Source organism: Pseudomonas sp. NFX224 (assembly GCF_048565165.1).
Lineage (GTDB): Bacteria > Pseudomonadota > Gammaproteobacteria > Pseudomonadales > Pseudomonadaceae > Aquipseudomonas.
The window spans coordinates 2,121,750-2,134,968 of sequence record NZ_CP183416.1 but is presented as its reverse complement, the minus strand read 5'-3'; the positions used below and the strand labels follow the sequence as shown (position 1 = coordinate 2,134,968).

11 protein-coding genes are annotated in these 13,219 nt (G+C 58.7%); 10 read left to right on the top strand and 1 reads right to left on the bottom strand.

Annotated features, from left to right (window positions below):
- Nucleotides 1-226: 226 nt before the first annotated feature.
- The 6 genes from dnaJ to ACNYC6_RS09630 all read left to right on the top strand — a co-directional run bounded on the left by dnaJ (nt 227) and on the right by ACNYC6_RS09630 (nt 7,807).
- The gene (gene dnaJ / locus ACNYC6_RS09655; protein ID WP_419712100.1) at nt 227-1,351 is read left to right on the top strand and encodes a molecular chaperone DnaJ; all 1,125 of its coding nucleotides are present in this window, start codon (nt 227-229) and stop codon (nt 1,349-1,351) included.
- Nucleotides 1,352-1,361: 10 nt separating this feature from the next.
- Nucleotides 1,362-2,168, top strand: a complete 807-nt coding sequence (gene dapB / locus ACNYC6_RS09650) for a 4-hydroxy-tetrahydrodipicolinate reductase (protein WP_419712099.1) — start codon at nt 1,362-1,364, stop codon at nt 2,166-2,168.
- 259 nt (nt 2,169-2,427) lie between these two features.
- Complete coding sequence (gene carA / locus ACNYC6_RS09645; protein ID WP_419712098.1) at nt 2,428-3,564, top strand: glutamine-hydrolyzing carbamoyl-phosphate synthase small subunit; 1,137 nt, start codon at nt 2,428-2,430, stop codon at nt 3,562-3,564.
- Nucleotides 3,565-3,679: 115 nt separating this feature from the next.
- Nucleotides 3,680-6,901 carry a carbamoyl-phosphate synthase large subunit gene (gene carB, locus ACNYC6_RS09640; protein ID WP_419712097.1) on the top strand — a complete coding sequence of 1,074 codons (3,222 nt, stop codon included), beginning with the start codon at nt 3,680-3,682 and terminating at the stop codon, nt 6,899-6,901.
- The gene (greA, locus tag ACNYC6_RS09635) at nt 6,898-7,374 is read left to right on the top strand and encodes a transcription elongation factor GreA (RefSeq protein WP_003221530.1); all 477 of its coding nucleotides are present in this window, start codon (nt 6,898-6,900) and stop codon (nt 7,372-7,374) included. Before carB ends, greA begins: the two co-directional genes overlap by 4 nt.
- A gap of 28 nt (nt 7,375-7,402) precedes the next feature.
- Nucleotides 7,403-7,807 carry an MFS transporter gene (locus tag ACNYC6_RS09630; RefSeq protein WP_419712937.1) on the top strand — a complete coding sequence of 135 codons (405 nt, stop codon included), beginning with the start codon at nt 7,403-7,405 and terminating at the stop codon, nt 7,805-7,807.
- A gap of 9 nt (nt 7,808-7,816) precedes the next feature.
- Here ACNYC6_RS09630 and ACNYC6_RS09625 read toward each other — a convergent pair whose 3' ends face one another.
- The gene (locus tag ACNYC6_RS09625; protein WP_007942889.1) at nt 7,817-8,125 is read right to left on the bottom strand and encodes a YhbY family RNA-binding protein; all 309 of its coding nucleotides are present in this window, start codon (nt 8,123-8,125) and stop codon (nt 7,817-7,819) included.
- A 101-nt stretch (nt 8,126-8,226) separates the two neighbouring features.
- Between ACNYC6_RS09625 and rlmE the strand changes: the two genes are divergently transcribed.
- The 4 genes from rlmE (at nt 8,227) to glmM (ending at nt 13,183) form a co-directional block, all read left to right on the top strand.
- Nucleotides 8,227-8,856 carry a 23S rRNA (uridine(2552)-2'-O)-methyltransferase RlmE gene (gene rlmE / locus ACNYC6_RS09620; RefSeq protein ID WP_419712096.1) on the top strand — a complete coding sequence of 210 codons (630 nt, stop codon included), beginning with the start codon at nt 8,227-8,229 and terminating at the stop codon, nt 8,854-8,856.
- A gap of 202 nt (nt 8,857-9,058) precedes the next feature.
- Nucleotides 9,059-10,969, top strand: coding sequence for an ATP-dependent zinc metalloprotease FtsH (gene ftsH, locus ACNYC6_RS09615; RefSeq protein WP_338584640.1), 1,911 nt, complete (start codon nt 9,059-9,061; stop codon nt 10,967-10,969).
- 8 nt (nt 10,970-10,977) lie between these two features.
- The gene (folP, locus tag ACNYC6_RS09610) at nt 10,978-11,829 is read left to right on the top strand and encodes a dihydropteroate synthase (protein WP_419712095.1); all 852 of its coding nucleotides are present in this window, start codon (nt 10,978-10,980) and stop codon (nt 11,827-11,829) included.
- Between the two features lie 16 nt (nt 11,830-11,845).
- Nucleotides 11,846-13,183, top strand: coding sequence for a phosphoglucosamine mutase (gene glmM / locus ACNYC6_RS09605; protein ID WP_419712094.1), 1,338 nt, complete (start codon nt 11,846-11,848; stop codon nt 13,181-13,183).
- Nucleotides 13,184-13,219 lie beyond the last annotated feature (36 nt).

The window sequence follows — 13,219 nt, the reverse complement described above, 5'->3', positions numbered from 1 at the left end:
GCGTTGGCGTGTCTGGAATACGCGAATTTTTACAGCATGCGACAGCGTTCGCGTGCTGGAGGCATGGCCGGGAATGCTCCTGCTTTCCGAGCTGAAAGTGCCACATCGAAACAAGACCAGGATCGTTGAATTGACGTGAGTTGGGTCCGGGCCTGTATTGGGGCTCAACGAGTTCGGCGAGGCTCAGGAGAGGTTTGTCGAACGTCCTCAAGAGTGCAAATGACTTATGGCAAAGCGTGACTATTACGAAGTATTGGGTGTTGAGCGAGGCACAAGCGAGGCGGACCTGAAAAAGGCCTACCGTCGCCTGGCGATGAAGCACCACCCGGACCGTAATCCCGATGACAAAACGTCGGAAGAGATGTTCAAGGAGGCCAACGAGGCCTACGAAGTGCTGTCCGATTCCAGCAAGCGTGCGGCGTACGACCAGTACGGCCATGCCGGCGTCGACCCGAGCATGGGGAGTGGCGGTGCCGGTTTCGGCGGGCAGAATTTCTCCGACATCTTTGGCGATGTCTTCAGTGACTTCTTCGGTGGCGGTCGCGGCGGTTCCCGTGGCGGCGCCCAGCGTGGCAGCGATTTGCGCTACACCCTGGAGTTGGATCTGGAAGAAGCGGTGCGCGGCACGACCGTGAATATCCGCGTTCCGACGCTGGTCAACTGCAAGCCGTGCGATGGCTCGGGTGCCAAGAAAGGTTCTTCGCCAGTGACCTGTCCGACCTGTGGCGGCATTGGCCAAGTGCGCATGCAGCAAGGATTCTTCTCGGTGCAGCAAACCTGCCCGCGTTGCCATGGCCAGGGCAAGATCATTTCCGACCCGTGCGATTCCTGCCACGGCGAAGGTCGTGTCGAAGAGTACAAGACCCTGTCGGTGAAAGTGCCGGCCGGTGTCGATACCGGTGATCGCATTCGTCTGTCGGGCGAAGGTGAGGCGGGCGCTCAAGGCGGACCGACCGGCGATCTGTACGTGGTGATCAACGTGCGTGAGCACTCGATCTTCCAGCGTGACGGCAAGCATCTGTTCTGCGAAGTGCCGATCAGCTTCGTCGACGCGGCGCTGGGTGGCGAGCTGGAGATTCCGACCCTTGATGGTCGAGTCAAACTGAAGATCCCTGAAGGGACTCAGACCGGCAAGCAGTTCCGCGTGCGTGGCAAAGGCGTTGCGCCCGTGCGTGGCGGCGGTGCTGGTGACTTGATGTGCCGTGTGGCGGTCGAGACGCCAGTCAACCTGAGCCGCCGTCAGCGCGAAATGCTCGAAGAGTTCCGCAGTTCGCTGGCGGACGACAACAGTCATTCGCCGAAAACCACTGGCTGGTTCGAAGGCGTGAAGCGCTTCTTCGGCGACTTGTAAGGAGACAGGCATGCGACGTATTGCTGTGATGGGTGCCGCCGGGCGCATGGGTAAAATCCTGGTCGAGGCGGTGCAGCAGCGTGCGCCGCTGACCGGTCTGACGGCCGCCATCGTGCGGCCTGGCAGCACGCTGATTGGTGTGGATGCCGGCGAACTCGCTTCCTTGGGGCGTATCGGTGTGCCGCTGTCCGGTAACCTGGATGCGGTGGCGGAAGAGTTCGATGTGTTGATCGATTTCACGCTGCCGGAAGTCATGCTGAAAAACCTGGCGTTCTGCCGCAAGGCGGGCAAGGCCATGGTCATCGGCACCACCGGGCTGGATGTTGCGCAGAAGCAGTTGCTGGCCGAGGCGGGCAAGGATATCCCTATCGTGTTCGCTGCGAATTTCAGCGTGGGTGTAAACCTGTCGCTGAAACTGCTGGAGATGACGGCGCGGGTGCTCGGCGATGACGCGGATATCGAAATCATCGAGGCGCACCATCGGCACAAGATCGATGCGCCTTCAGGTACTGCCCTGCGTATGGGCGAGGTGATCGCCGGCGCGCTGGATCGCGATCTGTCGAAGGTCGCGGTTTATGGGCGTGAAGGCCATACCGGTGCGCGTGAGCGTGAAACCATCGGTTTTGCCACGGTTCGTGGTGGCGATGTGGTTGGTGATCACACCGTGCTGTTCGCTTGCGAAGGTGAGCGCCTGGAAATCACTCATAAGGCATCCAGTCGCATGACCTTCGCCAAAGGCGCGGTGCGTGCCGCATTGTGGCTCGACGGACGTGAGTCTGGTCTTTACGACATGCAAGACGTGCTCGACTTGCGTTAAGATGCACCCGAAATCGGGCTCGCGCACAGCGTTTGAGCCCGGTTTTGTTCCGCCAAGCGACGACCTGTCGCATTCTCTGGCCTTTCGGGCTCATTGGCGGTAGACCAAAAATGCCTTTTTCTGTAAGCTACAGCTTTAGTGTGTCCACTAAAAGCGCGCAGAATAATTCAGTGAAGAAGCGGGGTGACGTGTCCATACGTCACTCCGCTTTTTTACAACCTGCGATCGCCCTTTCAGGCTTTATTTACGGGAGGTCTTCTTGACTAAGCCAGCCATACTCGCCCTTGCTGATGGCAGCATTTTTCGCGGCGAAGCCATTGGAGCCGACGGTCAAACCGTTGGTGAGGTGGTGTTCAACACCGCAATGACCGGCTATCAGGAAATCCTTACCGATCCTTCCTACGCCCAACAGATCGTTACCCTGACTTACCCGCACATCGGCAACACCGGCACCACGCCGGAAGACGCCGAATCGAACCGCGTCTGGTCCGCTGGCCTGGTCATCCGTGACCTGCCACTGGTAGCGAGCAACTGGCGTAACACGATGTCCCTGTCCGACTACCTGAAGGCCAACAATGTTGTAGCCATCGCCGGTATCGACACCCGCCGCCTGACGCGCATCCTGCGTGAAAAAGGTGCGCAGAACGGCTGCATCATGGCCGGTGACAATATTTCCGAAGAAGCCGCCATCGCCGCTGCCCAGGGCTTCCCTGGCCTGAAAGGCATGGACCTGGCTAAAGTCGTCAGCACCAAGGACGCCTATGAATGGCGTTCGACCGTCTGGGATCTGAAAACCGACAGTCACGCAACCATCGAAGCTTCCGAGCTGCCGTACCACGTGGTTGCCTACGACTACGGCGTCAAGGTGAATATCCTGCGCATGCTGGTAGAGCGCGGTTGCCGTGTGACCGTGGTGCCGGCGCAAACGCCTGCTGCCGATGTACTGGCACTGAAGCCGGACGGTGTGTTCCTGTCTAACGGCCCTGGTGACCCGGAGCCTTGCGACTACGCGATCCAGGCAATCAAGGACGTGCTGGAAACCGAGATTCCGGTCTTCGGTATCTGCCTCGGTCACCAACTGCTGGCCCTGGCCTCCGGCGCCAAGACCCTGAAAATGGGTCACGGTCACCACGGTGCGAACCACCCGGTCCAGGACCTGGATACTGGCGTCGTGATGATCACCAGCCAGAACCACGGTTTTGCGGTAGACGAAGCGACCCTGCCAACCAACGTTCGCGCGATCCACAAGTCGCTGTTCGACGGCACCCTGCAGGGGATCGAGCGTACCGACAAGAGCGCCTTCAGCTTCCAGGGACACCCTGAAGCCAGCCCTGGCCCGAACGACGTAGCGCCATTGTTTGATCGCTTCATCAACGAGATGGCCAAGCGACGCTGATCGCTCGCCCTGATGTAGCAACGCTTGAGGGCGGTCCCGACACCGGCGGCCCCCTCAAGTAAGAGATTGAACAAGACGGCTTGCCGACTGACCTGCGGATTTGAGTGACAACCCCATGCCAAAACGTACAGACATTAAAAGCATCCTGATTCTCGGCGCTGGCCCGATCGTAATCGGCCAGGCCTGCGAATTCGACTACTCCGGCGCCCAGGCCTGTAAAGCCCTGCGCGAAGAGGGTTACCGCGTCATCCTGGTGAACTCCAACCCGGCCACCATCATGACCGACCCGGCCATGGCCGACGCCACCTACATCGAGCCGATCAAGTGGCAGACCGTTGCCAAGATCATCGAGAAAGAGCGTCCGGACGCGCTGCTGCCAACCATGGGTGGCCAGACCGCTCTGAACTGCGCCCTGGACCTGGAGCGCGAAGGCGTTCTGGAGAAGTTCGGCGTAGAAATGATCGGTGCCAACGCTGACACCATCGACAAGGCTGAAGACCGCTCGCGTTTCGACAAGGCGATGAAATCCATCGGCCTGGCGTGCCCGCGTTCCGGTATCGCCCACAGCATGGAAGAGGCCAACGCGGTCCTTGAGAAGCTGGGCTTCCCGTGCATCATCCGTCCGTCCTTCACCATGGGCGGCACCGGTGGCGGTATCGCTTACAACCGTGAAGAGTTCGAAGAAATCTGCGCCCGTGGTCTGGATTTGTCGCCGACCAAAGAGCTGCTGATCGACGAATCGCTGATCGGCTGGAAAGAGTACGAAATGGAGGTTGTCCGCGATAAGAAGGACAACTGCATCATCGTCTGCTCGATCGAAAACTTTGACCCGATGGGCGTGCACACCGGTGACTCGATCACCGTGGCGCCGGCACAGACCCTGACCGACAAGGAATACCAGATCCTGCGTAACGCCTCCCTGGCGGTACTGCGCGAGATCGGCGTGGAAACCGGCGGTTCCAACGTTCAGTTCGGTATCTGCCCGAACACTGGCCGCATGGTCGTGATCGAGATGAACCCGCGTGTATCGCGTTCCTCGGCACTGGCTTCGAAAGCCACCGGTTTCCCTATCGCCAAGGTCGCGGCCAAACTGGCCGTGGGTTACACCCTCGACGAACTGTCGAACGACATCACCGGCGGCAAGACCCCGGCGTCCTTCGAGCCGTCCATCGACTACGTCGTCACCAAGCTGCCACGCTTCGCCTTCGAAAAATTCGCCAAGGCTGACGCACGCCTGACCACTCAAATGAAGTCGGTTGGTGAAGTCATGGCCATCGGCCGTACCTTCCAGGAATCCCTGCAGAAAGCCCTGCGTGGCCTGGAAGTCGGTGTTTGCGGTCTGGACGAAAAGGTTGACCTGAGCAATCCGGAAAGCATGAGCGTACTCAAGCGCGAACTGACCGTGCCGGGCGCCGAGCGTATCTGGTACGTGGCGGACGCAATGCGCGCCGGCATGAGTGTTGAAGATATCTTCGGCATGACCATGATCGATCCTTGGTTCCTGGTGCAGATGGAAGATCTGATCAAGGACGAAGAGAAGGTCAAGACCCTGGGTCTGACCAGCATCGACCGCGACCTGATGTTCCGCCTCAAGCGCAAAGGCTTTTCCGACATGCGCCTGGCCAAGTTGCTGGGTGTGACCGAGAAGAGCCTGCGCGCTCACCGTCAAAAGCTGGAAGTCTTCCCGGTCTACAAGCGCGTCGATACTTGCGCTGCCGAGTTCGCCACCGACACCGCTTACCTGTACTCCACGTACGAAGAAGAGTGCGAAGCCGCGCCGTCGGGCCGCGACAAGATCATGATCCTGGGCGGCGGTCCGAACCGTATTGGCCAGGGCATCGAGTTCGACTACTGCTGCGTACACGCAGCATTGGCCCTGCGCGATGACGGGTACGAGACCATCATGGTCAACTGCAACCCGGAAACCGTTTCCACCGACTACGACACTTCAGATCGCCTGTACTTCGAACCAGTGACCCTGGAAGACGTACTGGAAATCGTCCGCGTCGAGAAGCCGAAAGGCGTGATCGTCCAGTACGGCGGCCAGACCCCGCTGAAACTGGCGCGTGCCCTGGAAGCCGCTGGCGTGCCGATCATCGGCACCAGCCCTGACGCCATCGACCGTGCCGAAGACCGTGAGCGCTTCCAGCAAATGGTTCAGCGCCTGAACCTGCGTCAGCCGCCAAACGCCACCGTGCGCAGCGAAGACGAAGCGATTCGTGCAGCCAGCAAGATCGGTTACCCGCTGGTGGTGCGTCCGTCCTACGTACTGGGCGGCCGTGCGATGGAAATCGTCTACGAAGAAGAGGAGCTCAAGCGCTACCTGCGTGAAGCGGTTCAAGTGTCCAACGACAGCCCGGTGCTGCTGGATCACTTCCTCAACTGCGCCATCGAAATGGACGTGGACGCGGTTTGCGACGGCAAAGACGTCGTGATCGGCGCAATCATGCAGCACATCGAGCAGGCCGGTGTTCACTCCGGTGACTCCGCATGCTCGCTGCCGCCGTACTCGCTGCCAGCGCACATCCAGGACGAGATGCGCGAGCAGGTCAAGAAAATGGCCCTGGAACTGGGCGTTGTCGGCCTGATGAACGTTCAGTTGGCGCTGCAAGGCGAAGACATCTACGTCATCGAAGTCAACCCGCGCGCTTCCCGTACCGTACCGTTCGTGTCCAAGTGCATCGGTGTTTCCCTGGCGATGATCGCGGCACGTGTGATGGCCGGTAAAACCCTGAAGGAACTGGGCTTCACCAAGGAAATCATTCCGAACTTCTACAGCGTGAAAGAGGCGGTGTTCCCGTTCGCCAAATTCCCTGGCGTTGACCCGATCCTCGGCCCAGAGATGAAGTCGACCGGTGAAGTGATGGGCGTGGGCGATACCTTCGGTGAAGCGTTCGCCAAGGCTCAGATGGGCGCCAGCGAAGTGCTGCCGACTGGCGGTACAGCGTTCATCAGCGTGCGTGACGACGACAAGCCACTGGTTGCGGGCGTGGCCCGTGATCTGATCAACTTGGGCTTCGAAGTAGTCGCCACTGCCGGTACTGCCAAGTTGATCGAAGCCGCAGGCCTGAAAGTGCGCCGCGTGAACAAGGTGACCGAGGGCCGTCCACACGTGGTCGACATGATCAAGAATGACGAAGTCACCCTGATCATCAACACCACCGAAGGTCGTCAGTCGATCGCGGACTCTTATTCCATTCGTCGCAACGCCCTGCAGCACAAGATCTACTGCACCACCACCATTGCTGCTGGCGAAGCCATCTGCGAAGCGCTGAAGTTCGGTCCCGAGAAGACCGTACGCCGCTTGCAGGATCTACACGCAGGATTGAAGGCATGATCAAATACCCAATGACCGTCCAGGGCGCCAAAGCCCTGGAAGAGGAGCACGCTCACCTGACCAAGGTCGTTCGTCCTAAGCTCAGCCAGGACATCGGTACGGCCCGCGAGTTGGGTGACTTGAAGGAAAACGCCGAATACCACGCTGCCCGCGAGCAGCAGGGTATGGTCGAGGCGCGGATCCGTGACATCGAAGGCCGGATTCAGAATCAGGTCATCATCGATGTCACGACCATTCCACACACTGGCAAAGTGATTTTCGGCACTACCGTTGAAATCGCCAATGTCGAGACGGATGAAAGCGTCACTTACCACATCGTGGGTGAGGATGAAGCTGACTTCAAACTCGGCAAGATTTCGGTCGGTTCGCCCTTGGCTCGTGCCTTGATCGGCAAGGAAGAGGGTGATGTGGTCGCGGTGAAAACGCCAAGTGGCGTTATCGAGTATGAGATTGTCGAAGTTCGCCACATCTAAAGGCAGGCGCCCGCTCCGTGCGGGCGCCATGCTCTGGCAGCTCGCCCAGATGTTTTGGGTTGGCGGCCTGTGGTTGTTGCACATCGGTCTGCCGCCGGTGCTGGGTCAAATCGGCCTGGCACCGCTGCTGATTGACGAAATCGCAGGCACGCTGAATGCGCTGATGGTTGGATTTTCAGCGGCGTGTGTAATTTTTCAGGCTTTGGTGCTGATACGGGCCGAGGGCCTTGCCAGTGTATGGCGCGATATTCGTGGGCAACTGCTGTTGATGGCGCTTTATGCGTGCGTGATGTACATCGTTGCGCGCATTGGCTGGCCGGATGCGGTGCGTTGGCAGGTTTTCAGCTTTTTGATTCTGGGCTTCTCCGGGCTGGTGCTGGTACTGCAGCCGGTGCCGGGATGGAGTGGCAGGGTGCGCGAAGCACACCCGTGACCCTTGTCATCACTTGAAGCGATGAACGTTCGACAGCTGCTTGTTGACGCTGAAGTTCTTGCGGTAAATCAGTGCCATCTTGCCGATGACCTGAACCAGGTCCGCTTTGCCGACCTTGCACAGTTCTGCAATGGACGCCAGGCGCGACTCGCGATCGAGGATGTTGAGCTTGATTTTGATCAGCTCATGATCCGCCAGAGCGCGTTCCAGTTCGGCTAGGACACCTTCAGTCAAACCGTTGTCTGCCACAATCAGAACTGGTTTCAGATGGTGGCCAATGGATTTGTACTGTTTCTTCTGCTCTTGAGTGAGCGGCATAATCTGACCCTTTCGTCTGGATTCTGTAAAATGGCGGCCATTTTACCCGAGGGTTCGTGGATCCGCCCAATTAATCACGACCCTTATCATCGAGGTGCCCAATGGCGCGTTCCAAGACAAGCCTTGGTTGGCTGAAAAGACATGTCAATGATCCGTATGTGAAGCAGGCGCAGAAGGATGGATACCGCTCGCGTGCGAGTTACAAGCTTCTTGAGGTCCAGGAGAAATACAAGCTGATCCGTCCGGGCATGAGCGTTGTCGACCTGGGTGCGGCGCCCGGTGGCTGGTCGCAGGTCACTAGCCGGCTGATCGGTGGGCAGGGGCGTCTGATCGCCTCGGACATCCTCGAAATGGACAGCATTCCGGACGTGACTTTCATCCAGGGTGATTTCACCCAGGACGAAGTGCTCGCTAAGATCCTGGACGCCGTGGGTAATTCGCAGGTGGACCTTGTGATTTCCGATATGGCCCCCAATATGAGTGGTACGCCTGCTGTAGATATGCCAAAAGCGATGTTTCTTTGCGAGCTGGCGCTTGATCTGGCAGCCCGGATACTCAAGCCGGGTGGTAATTTTGTGATCAAGGTTTTTCAGGGTGAGGGGTTTGATGCTTACGTGAAGGACGCTCGTCAGAAATTCGACAAGGTCCAGATGATCAAGCCCGACTCGTCTCGTGGTAGTTCCCGTGAGCAATACATGCTGGCTTGGGGCTACCGCGGCCGTAGTGAGTAAAACGAGGTTTTTTTGCGGGGTGATAGGTTTTTCGTATTTCGCCCCGGGTGCATAAACGAATATTGTGTAGAAAGTGTTTCACAAAGGGTTACAGACGGCGCCTGCCAGTGTTGTAGGTAATGTAGTAAGTTAGGCCGGTGAATATCATGCGAAGCGCGCGCCACCAGCGGCGCTTGCTTCAGAGGGTAGTTAATTGAACGATATGGCAAAGAATCTGATCCTGTGGTTGATCATCGCGGCAGTCCTGGTGACGGTGATGAACAACTTCTCCAGCCCTAACGAGCCGCAGACCCTCAACTATTCCGACTTCATCCAGCAGGTCAAGGATGGCAAGGTCGAGCGCGTGGCGGTTGATGGCTACGTGATTACCGGCAAGCGCAACGATGGCGACAGCTTCAAGACCATTCGTCCGGCGATCCAGGACAATGGCCTGATCGGCGATCTGGTGGATAACCACGTCGTGGTCGAAGGCAAGCAGCCTGAGCAGCAAAGCATCTGGACCCAGCTTCTGGTCGCCAGCTTCCCGATCCTTGTGATCATCGCGGTGTTCATGTTCTTCATGCGCCAGATGCAAGGCGGTGCGGGTGGCAAGGGCGGGCCGATGAGCTTCGGCAAGAGCAAGGCGCGCCTGCTCTCTGAAGATCAGGTGAAAACCACCCTGGCTGACGTTGCCGGTTGCGACGAAGCCAAGGAAGAAGTCGGCGAGCTGGTCGAGTTCCTGCGTGACCCGGGCAAATTCCAGCGTCTGGGCGGTCGCATTCCACGCGGCGTGCTGATGGTGGGTCCACCGGGTACCGGTAAAACTCTGCTGGCCAAGGCGATTGCCGGCGAAGCCAAGGTGCCGTTCTTCACCATTTCCGGTTCCGATTTCGTCGAAATGTTCGTCGGTGTCGGTGCCAGCCGCGTTCGCGATATGTTCGAACAGGCCAAGAAACACGCTCCATGCATCATCTTCATTGACGAAATCGACGCCGTCGGTCGTCACCGTGGTGCCGGTATGGGCGGCGGTCACGACGAGCGCGAGCAGACTCTCAACCAGTTGCTGGTGGAGATGGACGGCTTTGAAATGAATGACGGGATCATCGTGATTGCTGCGACCAACCGTCCTGACGTACTCGACCCAGCGCTGCTGCGCCCGGGCCGTTTCGACCGTCAGGTTGTGGTCGGTCTGCCGGATATCCGTGGTCGCGAACAGATTCTCAAGGTCCACATGCGCAAAGTGCCAATGGGTGACGACGTCGCTCCGGCCGTGATCGCTCGTGGTACTCCGGGCTTCTCGGGTGCAGATCTGGCCAACCTGGTCAACGAAGCGTCGCTGTTCGCTGCCCGTGCCGGTAAGCGCATCGTCGAGATGAAGGAATTCGAACTGGCCAAAGACAAAATCATGATGGGCGCCGAGCGCAAATCCATGGTCATGTCCGAGAAAGAAAAGCAGAACACCGCTTATCACGAAGCTGGCCACGCTATTGTTGGTCGCGTCGTGCCAGAGCATGATCCGGTGTACAAGGTGTCGATCATCCCGCGCGGTCGTGCGCTGGGTGTGACCATGTTCCTGCCGGAAGAAGATCGCTACAGCCTCTCCAAGCGTGCACTGATCAGCCAGATCTGTTCGCTGTACGGTGGTCGTATCGCTGAAGAGATGACCTTGGGTTTCGATGGTGTCACCACCGGTGCATCCAACGACATCATGCGTGCCAGCCAGATTGCGCGGAACATGGTGACCAAGTGGGGCCTGTCCGAGAAACTCGGTCCGTTGATGTACGCCGAAGAAGAGGGTGAAGTGTTCCTCGGTCGCGGCGGTGGCGGTCAGAGTGCAAGCTTCTCGGGCGAGACGGCGAAGCTGATCGATTCTGAAGTGCGCAGTATCATTGATCAGTGCTACGGCACGGCGAAGCAGATCCTCACGGACAACCGTGACAAGCTTGACGCCATGGCGGATGCCCTGATGAAGTACGAAACGATCGATGCCGAGCAGATCGACGACATCATGGCGGGGCGCACTCCGCGTGAACCGCGTGATTGGTCGGGTGGTACCGGTACATCCGGAACACCTCCTGCGGTACAGGATGAGCGTCCGCAAACACCTATCGGCGGTCCGGCTGCTGACGTTTAAGGTTTGAAATGACTTCTGTTCAGTCCTCGACCCGGTTGCCTTGCGGCAACCGGGTTCTTGATTTGGCCCAGACGCATGTCATGGGCATTCTCAATGTCACTCCCGATTCTTTCTCCGATGGTGGCCAATACAGCCAGCTCGATGCGGCTTTGCGCCATGCTGAGGCCATGGTCGCGGCCGGCGCAACGCTCATTGATGTTGGTGGTGAGTCGACGCGGCCGGGCGCCAGGGTGGTTTCACCGCTGGAAGAGCTTGAGCGCGTTGCACCGATCGTCGAGCGGATACATCGCGAGCTGGATGTGATTGTTTCGGTCGATACCTCCACGCCAGCCGTCATGCGCGAAACCGCACGGCTGGGGGCTGGGTTGATCAATGACGTACGTTCCTTGCGCCGCGATGGCGCGCTGGATGCTGCGGCGGCAACGGGTTTGCCGGTCTGTCTGATGCATATGCTCGGTGAGCCGGGCGACATGCAGGACAGCCCCCACTACCAGGACGTTACGAAAGAGGTGGGCGAGTTTCTTGCCGAGCGCATGGTTCAGTGTGCGGCGGTGGGTATTCCGGCCGAGCGGATCATTCTCGATCCGGGCTTCGGTTTCGCCAAAACCTTGCAGCACAATCTAAGCTTATTCAAGCATATGGAAGCTTTGCATGCCTTGGGGCGACCCCTGTTGGTCGGGGTGTCGCGCAAGAGCATGATCGGTCGGGCGTTGAATCGCCCTGTGGGTGAGCGCTTGTACGGTGGTCTCGCTCTCGCGGCGCTGGCTTCGCACAAGGGTGCGCGTATATTGCGCGTCCATGATGTAGCCGAAACAGTCGATGTGGTGAGGATGATCGCCGCAGTGGAATCAGCCGAATAAGAATGATGGAGCGCTTATGACTAAGAAATATTTTGGAACCGATGGCATTCGTGGTCGGGTCGGTGTGTACCCGATTACTCCTGACTTCATGCTCAAGCTGGGCTGGGCCGCGGGCATGGCATTTCGCAAGATGGGTGCCTGCAAGGTGCTGGTCGGCAAAGACACGCGGATTTCCGGGTACATGTTTGAATCGGCACTTGAGGCCGGGCTCACTTCGGCGGGCGCCGACGTGATGCTCCTGGGCCCGATGCCGACCCCGGCCATCGCTTACCTGACGCGTACCTTCCACGCTGAAGCCGGTATTGTGATCAGTGCTTCGCACAACCCGCATGACGACAACGGCATCAAGTTCTTCTCCGGCAAGGGTACCAAGCTACCGGATGAGGTCGAGCACATGATCGAAGAGTTGCTCGATACCCCGATGACAGTTGTCGAGTCGAGCAAGATCGGCAAGGTGTCGCGAATCAACGACGCCTCCGGCCGTTACATTGAGTTCTGCAAAAGCAGTGTGCCGACCGGCACCAGTTTTGCTGGGCTGAAAATCGTTATCGACTGCGCCCATGGAGCGACCTACAAGGTTGCGCCTAGCGTTTTCCGTGAGCTGGGCGCCGAGGTCGTGGTGCTGTCCGCGCAGCCCGACGGTTTGAACATCAACGACAACTGTGGTTCGACGCACATGGAACAGTTGCAGTCTGCTGTCCTGGCTGAGCACGCAGACCTGGGTATCGCCTTCGATGGCGATGGTGATCGCGTTCTGATGGTCGATCACACCGGTGTTATCGTCGATGGTGATGAGCTGTTGTTTATCATTGCTCGTGATCTGCATGAGCGGGGCAAGCTGCAAGGCGGCGTGGTCGGTACGCTGATGAGTAACCTGGGTCTTGAGTTGGCTTTGGCGGACCTGGCGATTCCATTTGTGCGGGCCAATGTCGGTGATCGTTATGTCATCGCTGATCTGCTGGAACGCAACTGGCTGGTGGGTGGTGAAAACTCGGGGCATATCGTGTGCTTCAACCACACCACAACGGGTGATGCGATCATTGCCGCGCTGCAGGTGCTGATGGCGCTGAAGACTCGGTCCGAAGGCTTGGGGCAGGCTCGTCAGGCCCTGCGCAAATGCCCTCAGGTGTTGATCAACGTGCGTTTTGGTGGTGGTGCGAACCCTCTCGATCACCCATCGGTGAAAGAGGCCAGCGAGCGTGTGACCAAGGCCATGGCGGGTCGCGGACGGGTGCTGTTGCGCAAGTCCGGAACAGAGCCGCTGGTGCGTGTCATGGTTGAAGGCGAGGACGAAACGCAGGTTCGCGGCTACGCCGAAGAGCTGGCAAAACTGGTTGCTGAAGTTTCTGCCTGAATTCGGCTTGCCAGCCATGATTGTGTTGGGTAACAT

Bases quoted from the DNA above. Each gene is read 5' to 3' on its own strand.
- ACNYC6_RS09625 (WP_007942889.1), bottom strand. From the start codon at position 8,125: ATGCCGCTCACTCAAGAGCAGAAGAAACAGTACAAATCCATTGGCCAC.
- ftsH (WP_338584640.1), top strand. From the start codon at position 9,059: ATGGCAAAGAATCTGATCCTGTGGTTGATCATCGCGGCAGTCCTGGTG.
- ACNYC6_RS09630 (WP_419712937.1), top strand. From the start codon at position 7,403: ATGCTCTGGCAGCTCGCCCAGATGTTTTGGGTTGGCGGCCTGTGGTTG.
- greA (WP_003221530.1), top strand. From the start codon at position 6,898: ATGATCAAATACCCAATGACCGTCCAGGGCGCCAAAGCCCTGGAAGAG.
- dnaJ (WP_419712100.1), top strand. From the start codon at position 227: ATGGCAAAGCGTGACTATTACGAAGTATTGGGTGTTGAGCGAGGCACA.
- dapB (WP_419712099.1), top strand. From the start codon at position 1,362: ATGCGACGTATTGCTGTGATGGGTGCCGCCGGGCGCATGGGTAAAATC.
- glmM (WP_419712094.1), top strand. From the start codon at position 11,846: ATGACTAAGAAATATTTTGGAACCGATGGCATTCGTGGTCGGGTCGGT.
- folP (WP_419712095.1), top strand. From the start codon at position 10,978: ATGACTTCTGTTCAGTCCTCGACCCGGTTGCCTTGCGGCAACCGGGTT.
- carB (WP_419712097.1), top strand. From the start codon at position 3,680: ATGCCAAAACGTACAGACATTAAAAGCATCCTGATTCTCGGCGCTGGC.
- rlmE (WP_419712096.1), top strand. From the start codon at position 8,227: ATGGCGCGTTCCAAGACAAGCCTTGGTTGGCTGAAAAGACATGTCAAT.